This is a genomic window from Streptomyces sp. NPDC054840, from assembly GCF_053611065.1.
In genome coordinates this window covers 13,169-35,359 of the sequence record NZ_JBSGZP010000006.1, presented here as the reverse complement: position 1 = coordinate 35,359, position 22,191 = coordinate 13,169, and the positions used below count along the sequence as shown (strand labels likewise).

22 protein-coding genes are annotated in these 22,191 nt (G+C 72.9%); 8 read left to right on the top strand and 14 right to left on the bottom strand.

The annotated features are described in order from the left end of the window. Positions 1 to 3 precede the first annotated feature (3 nt). Genes ACWGIU_RS01325 through pdhA form a run of 3 tightly spaced genes read right to left on the bottom strand, consistent with a single transcriptional unit; the run spans position 4 to position 3,490 of the window. Positions 4 to 1,338 carry a dihydrolipoamide acetyltransferase family protein gene (locus tag ACWGIU_RS01325; protein ID WP_453701644.1) on the bottom strand — a complete coding sequence of 445 codons (1,335 nt, stop codon included), beginning with the start codon at positions 1,336 to 1,338 and terminating at the stop codon, positions 4 to 6. After that, positions 1,338 to 2,306: an alpha-ketoacid dehydrogenase subunit beta gene (locus ACWGIU_RS01320; protein ID WP_453701646.1), complete on the bottom strand. Its 969-nt coding sequence runs from the start codon at positions 2,304 to 2,306 to the stop codon at positions 1,338 to 1,340. Before ACWGIU_RS01320 ends, ACWGIU_RS01325 begins: the two co-directional genes overlap by 1 nt. A 47-nt stretch (positions 2,307 to 2,353) precedes the next feature. Further along, positions 2,354 to 3,490, bottom strand: coding sequence for a pyruvate dehydrogenase (acetyl-transferring) E1 component subunit alpha (gene pdhA, locus ACWGIU_RS01315; RefSeq protein WP_453701643.1), 1,137 nt, complete (start codon positions 3,488 to 3,490; stop codon positions 2,354 to 2,356). Between the two features lie 178 nt (positions 3,491 to 3,668). On the opposite strand from pdhA, the gene ACWGIU_RS01310 reads away from it, so the two are divergent. Next, on the top strand, positions 3,669 to 4,238 hold the full coding sequence (locus ACWGIU_RS01310; RefSeq protein WP_453701642.1) for an Lrp/AsnC family transcriptional regulator: 570 nt from the start codon (positions 3,669 to 3,671) through the stop codon (positions 4,236 to 4,238). A gap of 21 nt (positions 4,239 to 4,259) precedes the next feature. Here ACWGIU_RS01310 and ACWGIU_RS01305 read toward each other — a convergent pair whose 3' ends face one another. The 3 genes from ACWGIU_RS01305 to ACWGIU_RS01295 are packed head-to-tail and all read right to left on the bottom strand — an operon-like array spanning position 4,260 to position 7,089. After that, complete coding sequence (locus ACWGIU_RS01305) at positions 4,260 to 4,880, bottom strand: barstar family protein (RefSeq protein WP_453701641.1); 621 nt, start codon at positions 4,878 to 4,880, stop codon at positions 4,260 to 4,262. Between the two features lie 35 nt (positions 4,881 to 4,915). Further along, positions 4,916 to 5,518, bottom strand: a complete 603-nt coding sequence (locus ACWGIU_RS01300; protein ID WP_453701640.1) for a TetR/AcrR family transcriptional regulator — start codon at positions 5,516 to 5,518, stop codon at positions 4,916 to 4,918. Then, positions 5,515 to 7,089, bottom strand: a complete 1,575-nt coding sequence (locus ACWGIU_RS01295) for a 3-hydroxyacyl-CoA dehydrogenase (protein WP_453701639.1) — start codon at positions 7,087 to 7,089, stop codon at positions 5,515 to 5,517. The genes ACWGIU_RS01300 and ACWGIU_RS01295 overlap by 4 nt, the downstream gene beginning before the upstream one ends. A 124-nt stretch (positions 7,090 to 7,213) precedes the next feature. Here ACWGIU_RS01295 and paaN point away from each other — a divergent pair, with 124 nt between their 5' ends. After that, positions 7,214 to 8,896 (top strand): phenylacetic acid degradation protein PaaN, encoded by a 1,683-nt coding sequence (gene paaN, locus ACWGIU_RS01290; protein ID WP_453701638.1) that lies wholly within the window; start codon positions 7,214 to 7,216, stop codon positions 8,894 to 8,896. Positions 8,897 to 9,020: 124 nt separating this feature from the next. Here the strand turns inward: paaN and ACWGIU_RS01285 are convergent, their stop codons facing one another. The 3 genes from ACWGIU_RS01285 to ACWGIU_RS01275 form a co-directional block, all read right to left on the bottom strand. After that, entirely contained in the window at positions 9,021 to 9,782 is a 762-nt protein-coding gene (locus ACWGIU_RS01285; RefSeq protein WP_453701637.1) for a TrmH family RNA methyltransferase, read from the bottom strand. 98 nt (positions 9,783 to 9,880) lie between these two features. Next, on the bottom strand, positions 9,881 to 11,068 hold the full coding sequence (locus ACWGIU_RS01280) for an HTTM domain-containing protein (RefSeq protein WP_453701636.1): 1,188 nt from the start codon (positions 11,066 to 11,068) through the stop codon (positions 9,881 to 9,883). Further along, a complete protein-coding gene (locus tag ACWGIU_RS01275) occupies positions 11,056 to 11,718 on the bottom strand; it encodes a DUF5819 family protein (protein ID WP_453701635.1) in 663 nt (220 codons plus the stop codon). Before ACWGIU_RS01275 ends, ACWGIU_RS01280 begins: the two co-directional genes overlap by 13 nt. A 135-nt stretch (positions 11,719 to 11,853) precedes the next feature. Between ACWGIU_RS01275 and paaA the strand changes: the two genes are divergently transcribed. The 6 genes from paaA (at position 11,854) to ACWGIU_RS01245 (ending at position 16,858) form a co-directional block, all read left to right on the top strand. After that, positions 11,854 to 12,915, top strand: a complete 1,062-nt coding sequence (paaA, locus tag ACWGIU_RS01270; protein WP_453701634.1) for a 1,2-phenylacetyl-CoA epoxidase subunit PaaA — start codon at positions 11,854 to 11,856, stop codon at positions 12,913 to 12,915. Further along, positions 12,912 to 13,196 carry a 1,2-phenylacetyl-CoA epoxidase subunit PaaB gene (gene paaB, locus ACWGIU_RS01265; RefSeq protein ID WP_030009045.1) on the top strand — a complete coding sequence of 95 codons (285 nt, stop codon included), beginning with the start codon at positions 12,912 to 12,914 and terminating at the stop codon, positions 13,194 to 13,196. The genes paaA and paaB overlap by 4 nt, the downstream gene beginning before the upstream one ends. After that, on the top strand, positions 13,193 to 13,936 hold the full coding sequence (gene paaC / locus ACWGIU_RS01260; protein ID WP_453701633.1) for a 1,2-phenylacetyl-CoA epoxidase subunit PaaC: 744 nt from the start codon (positions 13,193 to 13,195) through the stop codon (positions 13,934 to 13,936). The genes paaB and paaC overlap by 4 nt, the downstream gene beginning before the upstream one ends. Continuing rightward, entirely contained in the window at positions 13,930 to 14,436 is a 507-nt protein-coding gene (gene paaD, locus ACWGIU_RS01255; protein WP_453701632.1) for a 1,2-phenylacetyl-CoA epoxidase subunit PaaD, read from the top strand. Before paaC ends, paaD begins: the two co-directional genes overlap by 7 nt. Continuing rightward, positions 14,437 to 15,543: a 1,2-phenylacetyl-CoA epoxidase subunit PaaE gene (gene paaE / locus ACWGIU_RS01250; protein WP_453701631.1), complete on the top strand. Its 1,107-nt coding sequence runs from the start codon at positions 14,437 to 14,439 to the stop codon at positions 15,541 to 15,543. A 172-nt stretch (positions 15,544 to 15,715) separates the two neighbouring features. Then, complete coding sequence (locus ACWGIU_RS01245; protein WP_453701630.1) at positions 15,716 to 16,858, top strand: acyl-CoA dehydrogenase family protein; 1,143 nt, start codon at positions 15,716 to 15,718, stop codon at positions 16,856 to 16,858. A gap of 12 nt (positions 16,859 to 16,870) precedes the next feature. Here ACWGIU_RS01245 and ACWGIU_RS01240 read toward each other — a convergent pair whose 3' ends face one another. The 5 genes from ACWGIU_RS01240 to ACWGIU_RS01220 form a co-directional block, all read right to left on the bottom strand. Further along, positions 16,871 to 17,215 (bottom strand): rhodanese-like domain-containing protein, encoded by a 345-nt coding sequence (locus ACWGIU_RS01240; protein ID WP_453701629.1) that lies wholly within the window; start codon positions 17,213 to 17,215, stop codon positions 16,871 to 16,873. Positions 17,216 to 17,284: 69 nt separating this feature from the next. After that, positions 17,285 to 18,046 (bottom strand): hypothetical protein, encoded by a 762-nt coding sequence (locus tag ACWGIU_RS01235; RefSeq protein ID WP_453701645.1) that lies wholly within the window; start codon positions 18,044 to 18,046, stop codon positions 17,285 to 17,287. Positions 18,047 to 18,281: 235 nt separating this feature from the next. Then, complete coding sequence (locus ACWGIU_RS01230; protein WP_453701628.1) at positions 18,282 to 19,682, bottom strand: DUF2252 domain-containing protein; 1,401 nt, start codon at positions 19,680 to 19,682, stop codon at positions 18,282 to 18,284. A gap of 57 nt (positions 19,683 to 19,739) precedes the next feature. Next, complete coding sequence (locus ACWGIU_RS01225; protein WP_453701627.1) at positions 19,740 to 20,399, bottom strand: response regulator transcription factor; 660 nt, start codon at positions 20,397 to 20,399, stop codon at positions 19,740 to 19,742. Positions 20,400 to 20,408: 9 nt separating this feature from the next. After that, a complete protein-coding gene (locus tag ACWGIU_RS01220; RefSeq protein ID WP_453701626.1) occupies positions 20,409 to 22,109 on the bottom strand; it encodes a sensor histidine kinase in 1,701 nt (566 codons plus the stop codon). Positions 22,110 to 22,191 lie beyond the last annotated feature (82 nt).

Here is a 22,191-nt window from a genome sequence, read left to right as displayed (position 1 = left end):
GGACTACAGGCTGCGCAGCAGAACCGCCGGGGATTCCACGCAGTCGGCGACGTAGCGCAGGAAGCCGCCCGCCGTACCGCCGTCGCACACCCGGTGGTCGAAGGTCAGCGACAGCTGGACGACCTTGCGGACCGCCAGCTGACCCTCGTGCACCCACGGCTTGTCGATGATCCGGCCCACACCCAGCATGGCCGCCTCGGGGTGGTTGATGATCGGCGTGGAGCCGTCGACCCCGAACACCCCGTAGTTGTTCAGAGTGAAGGTGCCGCCGGTCAGATCGGCCGGAGCCAGCTTCCCGGCCCGGGCGAGCTCCGTCAGCCGGGCGAACTCGGCCGACAAGGACTCCGGGTTGCGGTGCTGCGCGTCCCGGACGACCGGGACCACCAATCCCCGCTCGGTCTGCGCGGCGAAGCCCAGGTGCACCGACGGGAGCCGGACGATCTCCTTGGCCGCGAGGTCCACGGTGGAGTTCAGCTCCGGGTAGCGGGCCAGGGCGGCCGTACAGATCCGGGCCAGCAGCGCGAGCACCGAGATCTTGGGCCCGCCCACGGCGTTCATCGCGGCCCGGGCCGCCATCAGCTCGGTGGCGTCCGCGTCGACCCAGCAGGTGGCGTCCGGGATCTCCCGGCGGCTGCGCGACAGCTTCTCGGCGACCGCCCCGCGCACCCCCTTGAGCGGGATCCGCTCGCCCTGCGCCGCCACCGCCGGGGTCACCGGGGCCGGCTCGGGCGCCCGCAGCGCGGCCAGCGCCGCCTCGACGTCGGCCCGCAGGATCAGCCCCTCGGGCCCCGACCCCTTCAGCGCGCGCAGGTCGACCCCGCCGTCCTTGGCCAGCTTGCGCACCAGCGGCGAGATCACGGGTACCGGCCCGGCGGGCACCGCCGGAGCGACCGGGGCTGCCGGAGCGACGGGGGCCGCAGGAGCGACCGGGGCCACCACGACGGGCGCCGAGACCGCGGCGGTGACGGGTCGCACCCGTCGCCGACGCGCCGGGCGCGAGTGGTCCTCGCCGTAACCGATCAGGGGCCGGGGCACGTTGCCGGAGCCTTCGGCCTCGGCGGCCGGGGCAGCCGGGGCCTCCGGGAGCGAGGACGCCCCCACCGCCACCGTGATCAACGGTGCTCCGACGGGCAGTTCCGTGCCCTCCTCCCCGAAACGGGCGGTGACCACACCGCCGTAGGGGCACGGAACCTCCACCATCGCCTTGGCCGTCTCGACCTCGACCACCGGCTGGTCGATGGCGACGACATCGCCCACCGCGACCAGCCAGCGGACGATCTCTGCCTCGGTCAGGCCCTCCCCGAGATCGGGAAGCTTGAATTCCATTACCTGCGGCATCAGTTCTCCCACTGCAGGCGTGCCACGGTGTCCAGGATCCGGTCCACTCCCGGCAGGTGGTGCTTCTCCAGCATCGGCGGCGGGTACGGGATGTCGAAGCCCGTCACCCGCAGCACCGGCGCCTCCAGGTGGTGGAAGCACCGCTCGGTGACGCGGGCGGCGATCTCCGCGCCCGGTCCGCCGAAGCCGCCGGCCTCGTGGACCACCACCGCGCGTCCGGTGCGGCGTACGGACTCCACGACCGTGTCCTCGTCGAAGGGGACGAGCGAGCGCAGGTCCACGACCTCGAGGTCCCAGCCCTCCTCGCGCGCCGCCTCGGCCGCCTCCAGACACACCGGGAGCGAAGGGCCGTAGGTGATCAGGGTCGCGCTCGTGCCGGTCCTCCGGACCAGCGCCTTGCCGATGCCCGGCACGGCCGTCGGCGCCTCGGGGCGCCAGTCGGCCTTCGACCAGTAGAGCCGCTTCGGCTCCAGGAAGACCACCGGGTCGTCGCTCGCGATCGACGCGCGCAGCAGGCCGTACGCGTCCTCGACCGTCGCCGGGGTGACCACCGTCAGGCCGGGCGTGGCCACGTAGTACGCCTCGGAGGAGTCGCAGTGGTGCTCCACGCCCCCGATCCCGCCGCCGTAGGGTACGCGGATGGTGATCGGCAGCGGCATCGCGCCGCGGGTACGGTTGCGCATCTTCGCCACGTGCGAGATCAGCTGCTCGAACGCCGGGTAGGCGAAGGCGTCGAACTGCATCTCCACCACCGGCCGCAGCCCGTACATGGCCATGCCGACCGCCGCGCCCAGGATTCCCGCCTCCGCGAGGGGGGTGTCCGTACAGCGCTCCTCGCCGAACTCCTTCGCGAGCCCGTCCGTGATCCGGAAGACCCCGCCCAGGGTCCCCACGTCCTCGCCCATGACGTGGACCGTCGGGTCCTCGGCCATCGCGTCGCGCATCGCGCGGGTCAGGGCCTGCGCCATCGTCGCGGGCTTGGCCTTTGTCTTCGCGGACTTCGCCGCCACCGTTGTCACGCCTGGTCCTCGGCTTCCAGCTCTGCGCGCAGCATGTCCGCCTGCTCCCGCAGGCGGTCCGTCTGCTCCGCGTACACGTGCGCGAACAGGTCCATCGGGTCCACCACCGGGTCCGCGTTCATCCCCTCGCGGAGCGCCGCGGCCATCGCCTCGGCGTCGTCGCGCACCGCCTGGATCGCCGCTTCGTCGATGATCCCGCGGGCGGTCAGCTCACGCTCCAGCAGATCGACCGGGTCGTGCGCCTTCCAGGCCTCGACCTCGGCGTCTCCGCGGTAGCGGGTCGCGTCGTCGGCGTTCGTGTGGGCCTCCATGCGGTAGGTGACGGCCTCGATCAGGGTCGGACCACCACCGGACCGGGCCCGGCGGACCGCTTCGGTCAGCACCTCGTGCATGGCGGCGATGTCGTTGCCGTCGACCAGCCGGCCGGGCATCCCGTAACCCACGGCCTTGTGGGCGAGGGTGGGGGCGGCGGTCTGCTTGGCGAGCGGGACGGATATCGCGAAGCCGTTGTTCTGCACGAGGAAGACCACCGGGGCCTGCCAGACGGCGGCGAAGTTCAGCGCCTCGTGGAAGTCGCCCTCGCTGGTGCCGCCGTCGCCGACCATGGCGAGGGCGACGACGTCGTCACCGCGCAGCCGGGCCGCGTGCGCCAGGCCCACCGCGTGCGGCAGCTGGGTGGCGAGCGGGGTCGAGAGCGGGGCTATGCGGTGCTCGCGCGGGTCGTATCCGGTGTGCCAGTCGCCGCGCAGCAGGGTCAGCGCCTGCACGGGGTCCAGTCCCCGCGCAACCGCCGCCAGGGTGTCGCGGTAGCTCGGGAACAGCCAGTCCTGGTCCTCCAGGACCAGGGCGGCCGCGATCTCGCAGGCCTCCTGGCCGACGGTGGAGGGGTAGACGGCAAGGCGGCCCTGCTTGGTGAGCGCCGTGGCCTGGGCGTTGTAGCGCCGGCCGCGCACCAGCTCGGCGTAGTAGCGGCGCATCAGTTCCGGGTCGAGCCGGTCCGCCGCCTCGGTGCCCAGCACCCGGTAGGGCTCGGGGTCCGGAAGCAGCGGAGCGGCGTCCGTACGGGGACTCCAGGCGGGCGGCTGGGTGGAACGGTGGGACGCACCGGCACCGGGCAGCTCTTGGACCGTCATGGCGGCGTACACCTCCTCGTGGGAAGCGGGCAGGGAGTGCCCCGGATGTGAGGCCCCTCACCTACCGATTGTTCGGTTGTCCGCGCAATTTGGCTACAGGCGGCGCCAGGCTGTGGACAAACGGGCGCCGGGGCCCTGGGATGGATGCAGGACGTCCAGGAGAGGGAGGCATCGGGCAATGCCGGATGAACAAATGGCCGGACCGGGTCCCGCACCGGCTGCGCCGGGGGGCGCCCCGGGAGCCACTGGAGGCCCGCCCGTCGCACCTCGCCCCCTGGATCCGATCGACCGGTCGATCATGCGACTGCTCCAGGCGGACGGCCGGGCGTCGATACGGTCGGTGGCGGAGCAGGTGCACGTCTCGCGGGCGAACGCCTACGCCCGGATCAACCGGCTCATCGACGACGGGGTGATCCGCGGGTTCACGGCCCGCGTCAACCACGAACGCGCGGGTCAGGGGGCGTCCGCGTACATCACCCTGAAGATCGTCCAGAACTCCTGGCGCACGGTCCGCGAGCAACTGCGCGAGCTCCCCGGCGCGGCGCACATCGCGCTGGTCAGCGGCGATTTCGACGTCCTGCTGCTGGTGCACACCCCGGACAACCGGACCCTGCGCGAGCTGGTCCTGACCCGGCTGCAGGCCATCCCGGAGGTCCTCTCGACGCGCACCCTGCTGGTCTTCGAGGAAACGGATCTCCTGTCCCCGGGCCCCGGACCGGGGACAGGGCCGACGATCTCGGAGGAGTAGGGCCGCACGGGGCCGAAAGCGCTACGCGGGAGTCCGGGCCGCCGACTGGAGGGACCCGCCGGCCGGCGGCCACACCGGGTCCCCGCCGGGCCTGTCGACGCCTGTCAGGGTGACGAGCAGCCGCCCGTCGACGACCGCCTCGCGCAGGTCTTCGTCCTGGGACACCACCTCCCGTGCGAACGCGGCGGGCTCGGTGCGGTCCAGCAGGAAGACGAAGTGCAGGGCGAAGGGGTCGGCCCATTCGTCCGGGTCCCCGTCCGAGTCGACCATGAAGTTCGCCCGCCACGCGCCCCGGGCCAGGGCGGAGACGAAGACCCCGAGGAAGTCGGCACCGAGCAGGCCGTCGGCGGCGTCGATGATCACGGCGACGTCCTGCTTGCCGTGCCCCGGACCGTGCCAGTCGCCGAGGCAGTCGACCATCGCGTCCCAGTTGTGGCCGAAGTAACCGAGGAAGCCCAGCTCGCGGGCGAACGTCCGGTAGACGCATTGCTCCGTGTCCAGCTCGCCGCCGGCCATCCGCAGTACCAGGCCGTCCCGCGCGAGCAGCTCGGCCTCCGCCCCCGCCACCCAGGGGTCGTCGGCACGCGTGAAGGTGACCCAGGGAGAGCGGCGCTCGGTGAGGGTGGGGAGGAAGGTGCTCATGCGGCATGCTCGCACCCGGGCCGGCCGGGGTCGGCTCAGGCGGTCGGCGGGTGTGGGGCGGTGCGCAGGCCGTCGAAGGCCATGTGGACGACGGCGTCCGCGAGCTGGTCGGTGCCCGTGCCCGAGTGCGGGCGGTACCACTCGACCAGGGAGTTGACCATGCCGAAGAGCAGCCGGGTGGCCAGGCGTATGTCCACGTCGGCCCGCAGGTCGCCCTCCGCCGCGGCGGCCTTGAGCAGGTCCGCGACCTGGTGGTCGAACTCGCGGCGGCGCTCCAGCGCCCAGCGCTCGGTGCGGGTGTTGCCGCGCACGCGCAGCAGCAGCGTCACGTACGGCAGCTCCCCGACCAGCACCTCGACCGTGCGGCGCGTGACGTACTCGACGCGCTCGACCGCCCGGCCGCGTACCGCGCCCGGCTCCTCCAGGATCCCGAAGAGGCCGTCGAGGGCGCGGCTGACGGCCCGCCGCAGCAGTTCCTCCTTGCCCGCGACGTGGTGGTAGATCGAGGACTTCGAGATGCCCGCGGCCTTGGAGAGGTGCTCCATCGAGGTGCCGTCGTAACCGCGCTCGTTGAAGACCTGGACGGCGACGGACAGCAGGGTCTCGGGGGTGTAGGTGTCCCGCTTGGCCGTCGTCACTCGTTCTCCCCCGTGTCGCCTTGGTCGCCCTCGTCGCCGCCGGTCTCGCCGCCGCCGGTCTCGCCGCCGCCGGTCTCGCCGCCGTCCTCGTAGCCCAGTTTGAACAGGGCGAGAGAAGGCGCGTAGCGGCCGCCGGGAACGCGTTCGTCGAGGTTGTGCAGCAGGTCGTAGGCCCAGTCCTGGCCGAGCCGGTCGTGCCACTCGGCCGGACCCACCGGGTAGTTGACGCCGAGCCGCATCGCCGTGTCGATGTCCTCGGCGGAGGCCGCGCCACGGGCGACGGCGTCGGCCGTGAGGTCGATCAGCATCGCGACGGTCCGCGCGACGATCATGCCGGGGACGTCACCGATCACGGAGACCTGCTTGCCCAGCTTCTGGAAGAGGCCGATCGCCTCGGCGAGGGTCCGCTCGCTGGTGTCCCCGCTCGCGGAGAGCGCGATCCGGGTGGCGCCCCGGTAGTCCAGCGCGAGGTCGAAGTAGACGACGTCCGCGAACTCCACGGAGGTCTTGCCGTCCGCGAGGACCAGCTGGCCCTCGCCGGGCAGCTGGATGTACGGGCCGCCCTGCTCGGTGGCCGCGACCGCGATCCCCGCCTCCTCCAGCAGGTCCACCAGGTCGGCGGCCGGGCCGAGGTCGCCGACGACGGTGACCTTCGCCGGCGCCTCCTCGGGCGCGGCGGTGTGCGGGAGCGCGGGCTCGGCGTCCGGGCCGTACGGGTACCAGCCGTGCCCGGTCTTGCGGCCGAGGCGGCCCGACTGGACGAGGCGGCGCTGGGCAAGGGAGGGGGTGAACTTCGGGCTGCGGAAGAAGGACTCCCACACCGAGCGGGTCACGGCCTCGTTGACGTCCTGGCCGATCAGGTCGGTCAGCTGGAAGGGGCCCATCTTGAAGCCGCCGCTCTCCCGGAGCACGGCGTCGATGGTGGCCGGGTCGGCGCCCTGCTCCTCGTACACCGCGAAGGCCTCGGCGTAGAAGGGGCGGGCGATCCGGTTGACGATGAAACCGGGGGTGTCGGCGCAGCGGACCGGTGTCTTCCCCCAGCCGAGGACGGTGCGGTACGCGCGCTCGGCGGCGGCCGGGTCGGTCGCGAAACCGCTGACCACCTCGACGAGCGGGAGCAGCGGGGCCGGGTTGAAGAAGTGCAGGCCGAGGAAGCGGCCGGGGTGCGCGAGCCCGGCGGCGAGCTCGGTGACGGAGAGCGAGGAGGTGTTGGTCGCCAGCAGCGCGTCCGGCGCGACCACCTCTTCGAGGGCGGCGAGGAGCGTCTGCTTCACACTGACGTTCTCGACCACCGCCTCGATGACGAGGGCGGCGCCGGCGAGGTCCGCGAGGTCGCCGGCCGCAGCGATCCGGCCGATCGCCTCCTCGGCCTCGGCGCGGTCCAGGCGGCCCTTCGCGGCCATCCGGTCGACCCGGTCCTGGACGATACCGACGCCGTCGGCGGCGAGCGCGGCGTCGATGTCGTAGATCAGCACGCGGTGGCCCGCGAGGAGGGCGACCTGGGCGATGCCCTGTCCCATGGTGCCGGCGCCGATGACCGCCACAGTGCGGGACCGCTCGATTGCTGTCATGCCCTGATCCTCCCGCACACACTTGTCCACAGGTCCGCCGGGCCCTCTTGTCCCGACCGATCGTTCGGTTACTCTAGCTCCAGTCTGCTCTTCTTCGCCCGGCTCAACGAGGAGTTGGTCCCTGATGGCCGCCGAGCTCACCGTCCCCCAGCTGTCCGCCAAGCACCGGCCCACCCTGGACCAGGCCCTGTCGGCGATCCGCAGCCGCGCCTACTGGTCCCCGCATCCCGAACACCCCAAGGCGTACGGCGAGACCGCGCCCGCCGACGGGCTCGCCGCCTTCGAGGCCGTCCGCGGCACGCGGCTGGACCTGGGCCAGCCCGGTACCGACGGCTGGACGGGCGCCGAGGTGTCCCCCTACGGCCCGGAGCTGGGTGTCGAGTACCCGCACGTGGACCCGGACGTGCTGCTGCCCGCGATGAAGGCCGGCATGAACGCCTGGCGCGACGCCGGACCCGAGGCGCGCGCCCTCGTCTGCATCGAGATCCTGGCCCGCATCTCCGCCCGGACCCACGAGTTCGCGCACGCGGTCATGCACACCAGCGGCCAGGCCTTCATGATGGCGTTCCAGGCGGGCGGCCCGCACGCGCAGGACCGCGGTCTGGAGGCCGTGGCCTACGCCTACGAGGAGCAGACCCGCGTCCCGGGCCAAGCCGACTGGTCGAAGCCGCAGGGCAAGAAGGACCCCCTGGAGCTCGGCAAGACCTTCACGGCCGTCCCGCGCGGTATCGCCCTCATGATCGGCTGCAACACCTTCCCGACCTGGAACGGCTACCCGGGCCTCTTCGCCTCCCTCGCCACCGGCAACGCGGTGCTGGTCAAGCCGCACCCGCGGGCCGTGCTGCCGCTCGCGCTGACCGTCCAGGTCGCGCGGGAGGTCCTCGCCGAGGCGGGCTTCGACCCGAATCTGGTGGCGCTCGCGGTCGAGCGCCCGGGCGAGGGCATCGCCAAGACCCTCGCGGTCCGCCCCGAGATCAAGCTGATCGACTACACCGGGTCCACGGAGTTCGGGGACTGGCTGGAGACCCACGCCCGCCAGGCGCAGGTCTACACGGAGAAGGCCGGCGTCAACACCGTCGTCCTGGACTCCACCGACAACTACAAGGGCATGCTGTCCAACCTGGCGTTCTCGCTGTCCCTGTACAGCGGCCAGATGTGCACCACCCCGCAGAACCTGCTGATCCCGCGCGACGGCATCGCGACGGACGCCGGCCACAAGACCTACGACGAGGTCGTCGCCGACCTCGCCGCCTCGGTCGGCGGCCTGCTGGGCGACGACGCCCGGGCCAACGCGCTCCTCGGCGCGCTGGTCAACCCGGACGTCAGGAGCCGGCTGGAGGCCGCGGCCGCACTGGGCGAGGTCGCGCTGGCCTCCCGGGAGGTCGTGAACCCCGAGTTCCCGGACGCGGTGGTCCGTACCCCTGTCATGGTCAAGCTGGACGCGGCCAAGCCCGACCCGGAGGCGCCGTACCTCTCCGAGTGCTTCGGTCCGGTCTCCTTCGCGGTGGCGGTGGACACCACCGCGGACGCCCTCGACCTGCTGCGCCGCACGGTGCGGGAGAAGGGCGCCATGACGGTGGGCGCGTACACCACGTCGGCCGACACCGAGCGGGCCATCGAGGAGGTCTGCCTGGAGGAGTCCGCGCAGCTCTCCCTGAACCTGACCGGCGGGGTGTTCGTCAACCAGACCGCCGCGTTCTCGGACTTCCACGGCTCCGGCGGCAACCCGGCGGCCAACGCGGCCCTGTGCGACGGCGCCTTCGTCGCGAACCGCTTCCGGGTGGTGGAGGTCCGCCGCCAGGCGTAACCGCGTCGCCGCATCACCCCAGGCAGACCCCGGCCCGGGTGGACCGCAGCCTCCTCCTCCGACCGCTCCTCGGGGAAGGGACGGGAGGAGGCGTCCACCTGGGTCGTGGCCGCAAAGTCACGGCCTAAAAGTCCTCGCCGCCCTGTTCGTGGGCCGGGGGGCCGCCCCAGTGGAAGAGGGTCATGGCCACGCTGGTGGCGAGGTTGTAGCTGGAGACCTGGGGACGCATGGGCAGGGAGACGAGGTGGTCCGCCCGGGCGCGCAGCTCGGGTGAGATCCCGTGGCGCTCCGAGCCGAAGGCGAGCAGGGCGTCGTCCGGGAGAGTGAGGGCGCGGATGTCCGCGCCCTCGGGGTCGAGCGCGTAGAGCGGCCCGGGGGGCAGCTCGTCCAGTTCGAGGCGCTCGACTGTGGTGGCGTAATGCAGCCCGGCCCCGGCCCGGACCACGTTCGGGTGCCAGGGGTCGAGGTCGCCCCGGGTCACCACGCCGGTGGCGCCGAAGCCGGCGGCGAGCCGGACGACGGCTCCGACGTTGCCCAGGTTGCGGGGGTTGTCGAGGACGACGACGGGGGCCGGCCGGGGCACCCGCCCCAGCCCCGCGATGCCGGCGGCCCGGTCGGGCCGGACCGCGAGGGCCGCGACCCCGGTCGGGTGCACGCGAGGCAGCAGTTCCTTGAGCCGGGCCCGCCGCACCAGGCTCACCACGGCGGCCTCGACATCCGGAGCCAGCTCACGGGCCAGCGCCCGTACCGCGGCGGGGTCGTCGGCGATGACCGTCCGCACGTCTGCCCCGAACCGCAGGGCGTGCTTCAGCGCGTGAAACCCGTCGAGCAGTACGAGATCCCCCGCCTGCTCGGCCTCCCGCCATTCCCGCACCGTGTCGTCCATACCCCGACCCTACGGCCCGCCCCCGACCGCTCCGGCCCCGCCGGGGGTCGAGACGCGGGCCCGGGCGGTGGGCCCCGGGGCGGCGCCGCGGGCAGCCGTCAGCGCGGGCCGGGCACGGGCGCGGGCTTCGGCTCGGCGGCATCCTGCGCATCCGGCGCAGGCTCCACCGCCCGCGCCCGCGAGCCCCGCGCGGCGGCCCGTACCCCCAGCCACACCAGGAACCCGGTCGGCAGGAACACCGCGTCCGCGGCGATCATCGCCAAGGAGAAGAACGGCAGCCCCAGCAGCACCGCGATCCCCGCGTGCTCCAGCATCATCAACGCCAGGAGCACGTTCTTGATCCGCCGGTTGAACAGCGTGAACGGAAACGCCACCTGCACCGCCACCGTCCCGTACGACAGCAGCATCACCAGGGTCCCGCTCCCCGCCACCAGCGCCGAGAGCGCCGGCCACGGGGTGAAGTAGTCCAGCCCCAGCGGGTAGTACAGGGCCGTCCCGTCCTGCCAACGGGATCCCTGGATCTTGTACCAGCCCGCCGTCGCGTAGATCAGGCAGACCTCCGCCATGATCACCAGCATGCCCGCGTTGTGCAGCAGGTTGGCCAGGACGTCCAGTACCGCGCGTCCCTCGCCCTCCGGCTCGTAGCGGTCGGCCAGCCACCACAGCCCGCAGACCACCCATACCGCCGCGAACGCCGCCAGCCAGCCGTAGCCGAACCGGCCGGTCGCCGCGCCGAACGCGAGCACCGCGCCCAGCACACCCCACAGCACCGGACCGGCCGCCCCGGCCGTCGCCGTGCCGCGCGTACGGGACCTGCGCGCGTCCAGCGACCAGACCTGCGCGCACCGGGTCAGCACCAGGTAGATCGCCATCAGGTGGATGACGTTGTCCCCGCCGTCGCCCATGAACACGCTGCGGTTCTGCAGCGACAGCACGCCGACCATGAAGAGCACCGACGTCGCCCGCGTCCGCCAGCCCAGCAGCAGCCCCACGCCGGCCAGCACGGACACCGCGTAGACGAGCTCGAACCACAGCGTCGAGTCCGACCACATCAGCACCGTGAAGGCGTGGTTGGACTCGATCAGCCGCTCCGCGAGGCCCCAGCTCCACGGCCCGTCCGGCCCGTACAGCTCGGCGCGGTTCGGGAACTCGCGCAGCAGGAAGAAGAGCCAGGTCGCGGCGAAGCCGATGCGGACCACGGCGCTCTGGTAGGGGCCCAGCGCCTCCCCGGTGACCCGTGCGGCCGCCCGGCCCGCCGCCTCGCGGGCGCGCCTCACAGCGTCCACCACGGCAGCTCCCGGTAGTAGGTCTGGGTGTCGGTGGTCTCGGTGCTCCACTTCGGCGCGGGCACCGCCGTGGTAGCCGAGCGCAGCTGGATCCGCAGGAGGGTGCCGTCCCCCGGCACGGGGGCGAACCGGTTCACCACGATCCGTCGGAGGTACTCCTCGGACAGTTGACCGCGCTCGCCGTTCGGCTTGTTGTCCTCGTCGTGGGATCCGGTGAAGAAGTCCCAGGCCCGGCGGAGCTCGTTCTGCCGGGTGTGGCTCGGCAGCAGGCTGTGCCGGATGGCCTCCCCGTCCTCGGCACTCAGGTCGCGCCAGGGGGTGGTGACCAGCTCGCCGTCCCCTCCCCGGACCTCCGCGCGCGCCTCCACCGCGATGTTCTGCTGCAGCGGGTTGGGCGCGAACAGCTTCCAGTTCTGTTCGAACTCGGGGTAGATCCAGCTGTCGATCGTCTTCGCGTGCTGCCGGCTGACGGTGTTGCTCGGGGCCACGTGCAGGAAGACGAACGCGAGGTGCGTGCAGGCGGCCACCGCGATCACCCCCAGGGCCAGGGCGGTCACGACCCGGTACGGGGCGGAAAGACCGGCTATCCCCGGCGCCCGCGGGGGTGGCGGAGCGGCCCCTTCGGCGGGCTCGTGCTCGTTCGAATCCATCCCCACCCGATCGTCCGGCGTCCACAGGGTTGACCTCAGAGGTTGACACCCTACGGGCCGCCGTCTCACCATTGAAGCGCATGAACCGAACGATCGGTCGGTCGGGCGGACAGCGGACTCTGGCAGGGGGCCGGAATGGTGGCAGTGACCCCGGAGACGGGGCCGGACACGGCCCTCGGGACAGACGGGACGGACGGGACAGGCATGACTGCTGACCTGGGCGCGCAGCTAGCGGCGGCCTTCGACGCGGCCGTGGCGGCCGACGAGCGCGTGGAGCCGCGCGACTGGATGCCGGACGAGTACCGCGCCTCCCTGGTGCGCCAGATGGCCCAGCACGCCCATTCCGAGATCATCGGCATGCAGCCCGAGGCCAACTGGATCACCCGCGCGCCCTCGCTGCGCCGCAAGGCGATCCTGATGGCCAAGGTCCAGGACGAGGCCGGCCACGGGCTGTACCTCTACAGCGCGGCCGAGACCCTCGGCACCAGCCGCGACGAGCTGCTCGACAAGCTGCACTCGGGCAAGCAGAAGTACTCCTCGATCTTCAATTACCCCACCCTGACCTGGGCGGACGTCGGCGCCATCGGCTGGCTCGTGGACGGCGCGGCGATCACCAACCAGGTGCCGATCTGCCGCTGCTCCTACGGGCCCTACGCACGCGCCATGGTCAGGATCTGCAAGGAGGAGTCCTTCCACCAGCGCCAGGGGTACGAGCTGCTCATGGCCCTCTCGCAGGGCACCGAGGCCCAGCACGCGATGGCCCAGGACGCGGTGGACCGGTGGTGGTGGCCCTCGCTGATGATGTTCGGCCCGCCGGACGACGAGTCGGCGCACTCGGCCCAGTCGATGGCCTGGCGCATCAAGCGGCATTCGAACGACGAGCTGCGCCAGCGGTTCGTGGACATCGCCGTCCCGCAGGCCGAGTCCCTCGGTCTGACCCTGCCCGACCCGGACCTGAAGTGGAACGAGGAGCGTGGACACCACGACTTCGGCGCCATCGACTGGGCCGAGTTCTGGAACGTGCTCAAGGGCAACGGTCCCTGCAACGAGGAGCGGATCGGGCAGCGGCGCAGGGCCCACGAGGAAGGCGCCTGGGTGCGCGACGCGGCCGCCGCGTACGCGCGCAAGCAGACGGCACAGCAGGTGGCACAGCAAGCGGCGAAGCACGCCGGACAGAACGAGGAGGCACGGGTATGACGCAGAACTGGCCCCTGTGGGAGGTCTTCGTGCGTTCGCGCCGCGGCCTCTCGCACACGCACGCGGGCAGCCTGCACGCCCCCGACGCGGAGATGGCCCTGCGCAACGCCCGCGATCTCTACACCCGGCGCGGCGAGGGCATCTCGATCTGGGTGGTGCCCTCCACCGAGATCACCGCCTCCTCTCCGGACGAGCGGGACCCCTTCTTCGCGCCGTCCGCCGACAAGCCGTACCGGCACCCCACCTTCTACGACATCCCGGAGGGGGTGAGCCACCTGTGACCAGCACCGACATCACGCGCCTCACCGGCGCAACCGCCGCGGCGGCGCTCGCGCTCGGCGACGACGCGCTGATCCTCTCCCACCGCCTCGGCGAATGGGCCGGACACGCCCCCGTCCTGGAGGAGGAGGTCGCCCTCGCCAACATCGCCCTCGACCTGCTCGGCCAGGCCCGGATCCTGCTGTCCATGGTCGGCGACGAGGACGAGCTGGCCTACCTGCGCGAGGAGCGGTCCTTCCGCAACCTCCAGCTGGTCGAGCAGCCGAACGGTGACTTCGCCCACACCATCGCCCGCCAGCTCTACTTCTCCTTCTACCAGCACGAGGTCTACGGGGAGCTCGCCCGCGGGGACGGACCGTTCGCGCCGCTGGCGGCCAAGGCCGTCAAGGAGACCGCTTACCACCGCGACCACGCCGAGCAGTGGACCCTGCGGCTCGGTGACGGCACCGAGGAGAGCCGCGGCCGTATGCGGGCCGCCCTCGACGCGCTGTGGAAGTTCACCGGCGAGATGTTCCAGCCGGTGGACGGCCTCGACGGCCTCGACCTGACCGCCGTGGAGGAGCGCTGGCTGGCCGCGCTGACCGGCGTACTGGAGGAGGCCGGCCTCGACCTGCCCCAGGGGCCGCGCACCGGCGCCTGGGCCGCGGGCGCCGGACGGCAGGGGCTGCACACCGAGTCCTTCGGCCGGATGCTCGCCGAGATGCAGCACCTGCACCGCAGCCACCCGGGGGCCTCGTGGTGACCGCCGACGCCGGAACGACCCGACTGGAGGCGGAACTGGCCGCGCTGGCCGGCTCCGTCCCGGACCCGGAGCTGCCCGTGCTCACCCTCGGGGAGCTCGGGGTGGTGCGCGGGGTGCGGATGCACGAGGACGGTCATGCCGAGGTCACCCTCACCCCGACCTACACCGGCTGTCCGGCCATCGAGGCCATGTCCGCCGACATCGAACGGGCCCTGACCGGCCACGGCATTCCCGAGGTGCGGGTGACGACCGTGCTGGCCCCCGCCTGGTCGACCGACGACATCAGCGCCGAGGGCCGGCGCAAGCTCTCCGAGTTCGGCATCGCCCCGCCCCGGCCGCACGCGGCCGGCGGGCCGGTCCCGCTGACCCTGTCGGTCCGCTGCCCCCACTGCGGATCCACCGACACCGAGCTGCTCAGCCGCTTCTCCTCCACCGCATGCAAGGCGCTGCGCCGCTGCACCGCCTGCCGCGAACCGTTCGACCACTTCAAGGAGCTCTAGATGGCCGCCCCCCGCCACGGCGCGTTCCACCCGCTGACGGTGGCGGCTGTCGACCGGCTCACCGACGACTCGGTGGCACTGACCCTGCGGGTTCCCGAGGAGCTGCGCGAGGACTACCGGCACGCCCCGGGCCAGCACCTGACGCTGCGCCGCACCGCCCCCGAGGGCGGCACCGAGGTCCGCCGCACCTACTCGATCTGCTCCCCGGCACCGTCCGCGGACGGCCCGGGCCCGGAGCGGCTGCGGGTCGGGGTGCGGCTGGTGGAGGGCGGCGAGTTCTCCACCTTCGCCCACAAGGAGATCGCCGCCGGGGACGTACTGGAGGTCATGGTCCCGGCCGGGCGCTTCGTGCTGGAGCCGGCCGCCGCCCCGGGCTCGGCGCACTACGCGGCGATCGTCGGCGGCAGCGGCATCACGCCGGTGCTGTCGATCGCGGCGACCCTGCTGGCCGCCCGGCCCGACGCCCGTTTCTGCCTCGTGCGCAGCGACCGTACGGCGGCCTCGACGATGTTCCTGGAAGAGGTGGCCGACCTCAAGGACCGGTATCCGGCACGGTTCCAGCTGGTGACGGTCCTGTCCCGGGAGGAGCAGGAGTCCGGGCTACCCTCCGGGCGGCTGGACGAGGAGCGGCTGGCAGCCCTGCTGCCCGCGCTGCTCCCGGTCACGGAGGTGACGGGCTGGTTCCTGTGCGGCCCGTACGGTCTGGTCCAGGGCGCGGAGCGTGCCCTGGGCGCGCTCGGCGTGGCACGGACCCGGGTGCACGAGGAGATCTTCCACGTCGAGGACACCGCGCCGACGGCGGCCCGCGCCGCCGGTTCCGCGGCCCCCGCGCACGGGCGGGTCACCGCACGGCTCGACGGCCGCTCGGGCACCTGGCCGGTCCAGGACGGCGAGTCGCTGCTGGACGCGGTGCTCCGCAACCGCGCGGACGCCCCGTACGCCTGCAAGGGCGGGGTGTGCGGCACCTGCCGGGCCTTCGTGGTCTCGGGCGAGGTCCGGATGGATCGGAACTTCGCGCTGGAGGCCGAGGAGACGGAGGCCGGGTTCGTCCTGGCCTGTCAGTCGCACCCGGTCACCGAGGAAGTGGAGATCGACTTCGACCGCTGAGCGGAACGACGTCCCTTCCGTCCGGCCCGGTCCGGCCCCTGTCCCACGGCAGGGGCCGGACGGTTTTCAAGGCCTGTCCATTTACCAGAACATGTTCTATCTTGACGCACCGTCAGACACGACACTGTCGGACGCGACACCGTCAGACCTGAACGACGCGGGAGGACAGGCAGTGGACTTCACCTTCACCGAGGAGCAGCAGGCCGCCGTCGAGGCGGCCCGGGCCGTCTTCGCGGATGTCGCGCCCGACGGCGTGCCCAGCCCCGCGCTGACCCCGGGGGCCGTCGCCGACGACTTCGACCGCCCGCTGTGGGCCAAGCTCGCCGCATCGGACCTGCTGAGCCTGGTCCTCGCCGAAGAGCACGGAGGAGCGGGCCTGGACGCCGTCGCCCTGTGCCTGGTGCTGCGCGAGTCCGCCAGGGTCCTGGCGCGGGTCCCGCTGCTGGAGCACTGCGCCACCGCGATGGCCGTGCAGGCACACGGCAGCCCCGAACTGGCCGCCACCCTGCTGCCCGGCGCCGCGAACGGCACCCTCGTGCTCACCGCCGCCGCCCACGGGCGCTCCGGCCACGACCCGGCCGAACTCGCCGTCATCGCCCGCCGCGAGGGCGAGGCGTGGATCCTGGAGGGTACGCAGACCGCGGTTCCCTGGGCGCACAGCGCGGACTGGATCGCCGTACCCGCGCACACCGGCGAGGGCGAGGCCGTCCTCGCACTCGTCCCGCGTGCCGCCGAAGGGCTGGCCCTCGCCGAGCAGGTCTCCACGAGCGGGGAGCGGCTCGCCGAACTCGCCCTCGACGGCGTGCGGGTGGACGCGACGCACCTCATCGAAACCCCGGGAGCCTGGGAGCGGCTGCGCCAGCTCCTCGCCACCGGCACCTGCGCGCTGGCGCTCGGACTCGGCGAGAACGTCCTCACCATGACCAGCCAGTACACCGGCAAACGCGAGCAGTTCGGCTTCCCGGTGGCCACCTTCCAGGCCGTAGCGGTCCAGGCCGCCGACCGGTACATCGACCTGCGCGCCATGGAGGTCACCCTGTGGCAGGCCGCCTGGCGGCTCGACGCCGCCACCGGCGGCGCCGGTGGTCCACTGCCGAGTTCCGGTGATGTCGCGGTCGCCAAGATCTGGGCCTCGGAGGGCGTGCGCCGGGTCGTACAGACCGCCCAGCACCTGCACGGCGGCTTCGGCGCCGACACCGACTACCCGCTGCACCGCTACCACGCGTGGGCCAAGCAGCTGGAGCTCCAGCTCGGCCCGGCCGCCGCGCACGAGGAGGCCTTGGGCGACCTGCTGGCCGCCCACCCCCTCGCCTGAGCCGGCTCCTCGTCAGAGGACGAAGGCCGGGTTCCCGTTGTCCGTCACCATCGGGCGCCCGGCACCGTCCCAGGCCTTCATCCCGCCGTCGACGTTCACCGCGTCGATCTCCTGGCGCACCAGGTACTGGGTGACCTGCGCGGAACGCCCGCCGACCCGGCACATCACATACACCCGGCGGCCGTCCTCGACAGCCTCGGTCAGCTCCCCGAAGCGGCTCACGAAGTCGCTCATCGGGATGTGCAGAGCACCCTCGACGTGGCCGGCCGCCCATTCGTCGTCCTCACGGACGTCGAGGACAAAGCCTTCGGAGGGCACCGCGGTGGCGTCCACCGAGGGAAGCGGTCCGAAGTTCATAGCTGTCGCCTTCTCTCTTCACGAATCTGCTGCCAACCTATCCGACCAGCCGGTACGGGCGGGCCGGGCTCACTCGGCGGCGAGCTCCGCCGCCAGCTCCGCCTCGCGCTCGGAGACCTGCGCGAGGAGCTGCTCCGCGATCTCCTCCAGCAGCCGGTCGGGATCTGCGGGCGCCATCCTCAGCATCGACCCGATGGCGCTGTCCTCCAGCTCCTTGGCCACGAGCGACAGCAGCTCCTTGCGGCGTGCCAGCCACTCCAGCCGGGCGTACAGCTCCTCGCTCTCGCCCGGCACCGCCGCCTCGGGGGCCGGTCCGGCCGCCCACTCCTCGGCCAGGTCGCGCAGCAGCCCCTCGTCACCGCGCCCATAGGCGGCGTTGACCCGCGCGATGAACGCGTCGCGCCGCTCCCGCTCGCCTTCATCCTGGGCGAGGTCGGGGTGGGCCTGTCGGACCAGCTCGCGGTAGAGGCGGCGCACCTCCTCCGAGGGCCGCACCCGCTCCGGGGGCCGCACGGGCCGGTCGGTCAGCATCGCGGAGGCGTCGTCGGAGATCCCGTCCGAGCCCAGCCAGTCGTGGAACAGCTCGTCCACGCCGGGCATCGGCATGACCAGCGAGCGCGCTTCCTCCGCCCGTCGCAGGTCCTCGGGATCGCCGCTGCGGGACGCCTTCGCCTCGGCGATCAGGGCGTCCAGTTCGTCGAGCCTCGTGTACATGGGGCCGAGCTTCTGGTGATGCAGGCGGGAGAAGTTCTCCACCTCCACCCGGAAGGTCTCCACCGCGATCTCGAACTCGATCAGCGCCTGCTCGGCGGCCCGCACGGCCCGCTCCAGGCGCGCCTCCGGGCGCTCCCCACCGGTGACGGAGGAGTCACCGGAATCACCGGGGACTGTCTGCTCAGGCTGCTCGGTCTGCTCGCTCACCCGGCCAGCCTACGGCCCGCCCGCGCGGGCGATGTTTCACGTGGAACACCGCCCGCCGCGACCGGGCCTCCTACGGCTCCGGCCGGACCGCTCAGGCCCTGGTCGGAGCACCCACGGACACCCGCGGAAGACCCCCGGAACGCGGTCAGACCCCGGTCTCCGCCGCGATCCGGCCGGCCCGCACCGCCGCCACCAGATCGGCGTGATCGGCCTCGGTGCGGTCGGCGTAGGCCACGGCGAAGGTGGCCATCGCCGCGTCCAGCTCGTCGTTCTTCCCGCAGTACCCGGCCAGCAGCCGCGGGTCGACGCTGTGCGCGTGCGCCCGGGCCAGCAGGGCTCCGGTCATCCGCCCGTAGTCGTCGATCTGGTCGACGGCCAGCGCCGCCGGGTCCACGCTGCCCTTGCGGTTGCGGAACTGCCGCACCTGGAAGGGGCGGCCCTCCACCGTGGTCCAGCCCAGCATGATGTCGGAGACCACCTGCATCCGCTTCTGCCCGGCCACCACCCGCCGGCCCTCGTGCTCCTCCGGCGCCGGGACGAAGCCCAGCCCGGGCAGGTGCGGCAGCAGCACCGAGGGCCGCGCCTCCTTGACCTGGAGGACCAGCGGCTCGCCCCGGTGGTCCAGCAGCAGGACCACGTACGAGCGGGTGCCGACGCTCCCGGTGCCCACCACGCGGAAGGCCACGTCCTGGATCGTGTACCGGGCCAGCAGCGGCAGCCGGTCGCCCTGGAGCGTCTGCAGGTAGGGGCCGAGCGAGGCCGCCACGGCCGCCGCCTCCCCGTCCCCGACCCGGCGCAGCACGGGCAGCGCGTCGACGAAACGGCGGCCGCCGTCCGGCCCTATCACCGTGGACTTGGTGGCGAACCGCGCGGAGGTGTTGTTGCGGGCCTTCTCCGAGACCCGCTCCAGCGTGCCCAGCAGATCGTGGGCGTCGGCGTGCGAGACCAGTTCCTCGTCCGCGATGGCGTTCCACGCGTCGAGGGCGGGCAGCTTCGCCAGGAGCCGCATGGTGTGCCGGTAGGCCCCCACCGCGTCCTGGGCGGCCGCCCGGCAGGTGACCTCGTCCGCGCCGGCCACCCGGCCCGCGAGCACCAGCGAGGCCGCCAGCCGCTTCACGTCCCACTCCCACGGGCCGAACACGGTCTCGTCGAAGTCGTTGAGGTCGATGACGAGCCGCCCGCGCGCGTCCCCGTACAGACCGAAGTTCGCCGCGTGCGCATCGCCGCAGATCTGCGCGCCGACCCCGGTCACGGGACCAGCGGACAGGTCGTGGGCCATCAGCCCGGCGGCCCCGCGCAGGAACGCGAAGGGGTTCGCGGCCATCCGGCCGACCCGTATCGGCGTCAGGTCGGCGACCCGCCCGGCGTTGGACTCCTCCACCGCGCGCACGGCGTCCGGCCGGCCGGCCGGCGCCACGAAGGCGGCGTGCGCCGACCGCGGCAGGCGGGCGCGCAGCGCCTTGCCCTCCTCCTTCGGCGAACCGGCCGCCACCCTCGGCGCGAAGCCCGCCACGTCCGGAATCCGCTGACCCGCAATCGCCGCCATCGACGCCGCCCCCACCCGTTCACTTCATTGATCGCTTCTCGAACGGGCTGACCGTATCTACAGCCCGGCGTCCCTGGCCAGCAGCGCCGCCTGCACCCGGTTCTCGCAGTCCAGCTTCGCCAGGATCCGGCTCACGTACGTCTTCACGGTCGCCTCGCTCATGTGCAGCCGCCGGCCCGCCTCCGCGTTGGACAGGCCCTCGCCCAGCAGCGCCAGCACACCGCGCTCCCGGTCGCTGAGCTCCGCGACCTGACGCCGGGCCACCTCCCCGCGCCCGGCGGCCTTCCCTGACGCCAGCTGGTCCACCACGTGCCGGGTCGCCCCCGGCGAGAGGTACGCGTCCCCGGCGGCGGCCGCCCGGACCGCCCCGATCAGCTCGCCCGGCGCCGAGTCCTTCAGCAGGAATCCCGCACCGCCCTCGCCCAGCGCCCGCAGCACGTTCTCCTTCTCGCCGAAGGTGGTCAGGATCAGCGCCCGCACCTCCGGCACGGCCCGCCGCAGCTCGCCCAGCGCCGACAGCCCGTCCATCACCGGCATCTGGATGTCCAGCAGCATCACGTCGGGCGCGTGCGAGCGGGCCAGGTCCACCGCCTCCCTGCCGTTCGCCGCCTCCGCGACGACCTCGATGTCCGACGCCGAGGTCAGGATCATCCTGATCCCGGCCCGGATCAGTGGCTCGTCGTCAGCGATCACCACTCTGATCACTTCGGCTGTCACCCCACGCTCCTACTGCTTGACCTCGTACTCCTGCTTGTCCACGAGCTTGCCGTCCTGGAAGCAGAACCGGAAGATCCGGTCCGTTCCGAGGGTGCTCGGCTGATTCTCGGCCAGCAGGGCCAGACAGTCCGAGCCCGCCGGCCTGGGCGGCCCCTTGCGGGCGGCCCCGGCGGTCATGAAGTTCTCCCCGGTCGGCAGCCGGTCGCGGACGGACTGCTCCGTCTCGCCCACCTGCACGGCGTCGAACTCGTCCCGGTCGATCATCGCGTCACTCGCCGAGTCGATCAGCAGCACCACTCCGGCGCCGAACACGATCACGAGCAGCACCACCGCCGCGAAGGCGATCCCGCAGCCCACCGCGACGCCACCCGACCGGCTGGGCATGCGCACCGCCAGCTCCCGGTCCACCGCCTGCCAGTCCATCGGCTGCTCGCCGCCCCGCCCCGGCAGCGGACCGCCCGCGTACGCGTGCGCCTGCTGCCCGAAGTCGTCGGCCACGTCCGCCACTCCGGCCGGCTCCGCCCCGTACGGCAGGACCCCGGCCACCCGGAACCCGCCGCCCTCGGCGGGGCCCGCGTGCACCATCCCGCCGACCAGCCGGGCCCGTTCGCGGAGCCCCGTCAGTCCCTGCCCGCCCGACACCACCTCGTCGGCCGCCGGACCGGCCGACGGTCCGTTGGCGATCTCCACGACCAGCGAGTCGTCCTCGAACCTCAGCTCCACCGTGATCGGCGCACCCGGCGCGTGCTTGTACGCGTTCGTCAGGGCCTCCTGAACGATCCGGTACGCGGCGTGGTCGCACGCCGCCACCAAGGGTCTCGGCCGGCCCGACGTGGTCATCCGGACGTCGGTCCCCGAGCCCCGGGCCGCCTCCACCACCCCCGCGATGCCGGCCACCCCGCGCGCCGCGGGCTGGGCCTCCTCCACGGGCGCGGGCGCCTCCACCCCGTCGCGCAGGATGCCGACGACCTCGCGCAGCTCGTGCATGGCGGCCACGGAGGCCTGCCGCAGCACGCCCACCGCCTCACGCTGCCGGTCGGTGAGCTTCGGATCCACCTCCAGCGCACCGGTGTGCACGGAGATCAGCGCCAGCTGATGCCCGAGGCTGTCGTGCATGTCCTGGGCGATGCGCTGGCGCTCGCGCAGCCTCGCCTGCCCGGCGACCATGGCCCGCTCGCGCAGCAGCTGCCCGTTGCGCTCCTGGAGCGCGCGCAGCAGGGTGCGGCGCTGCGACCAGTAACGGCTGGCCAGACCCGGCATCACGGTCGTCGCCAGGAACATCAGCGTGGAGAACACGATCACGAGCAGCGGCTGCATCTGTGACCGCTGGTCCACCACGCTGCAGCCGATCGCGGCCACGAAGGCCAGCGTGAAAGCGGCCAGCGCCCGGCTCACCCCGACGATCCGCCGGCCGGCCGACCAGCCCAGCAAGGGCAGGACGAAGAAGGCCCCGGGCAGGAAGGTGACCACGCCCGACGCGAGCACGAGGGTGCTCCCCGGCAGCCTGCGGCGCGTCAGCGTCCACGCCACCGCCACCACGGCTCCGAGCAGCATGCGCCGCCCGGAGGCGTTGCTGACCTCCTCGACGCCCAGGCCGAGGAGGGCCAGCACGCCGCCGAGGGCCAGGTCCCCCACCAGCATCCGCCGGGTCCACGGCTCCGGGCCCCTCAGCCAGTCCCGGCCGGCACGCGTCTTCGCCTTCACATCCACGCGCCCGACCCTAGATACCCGCGCCCCCGGCCGGCCGCCCTCTTTCGTCGCGCCCCGCACGACGAAAGTCGACGGCCGCCCC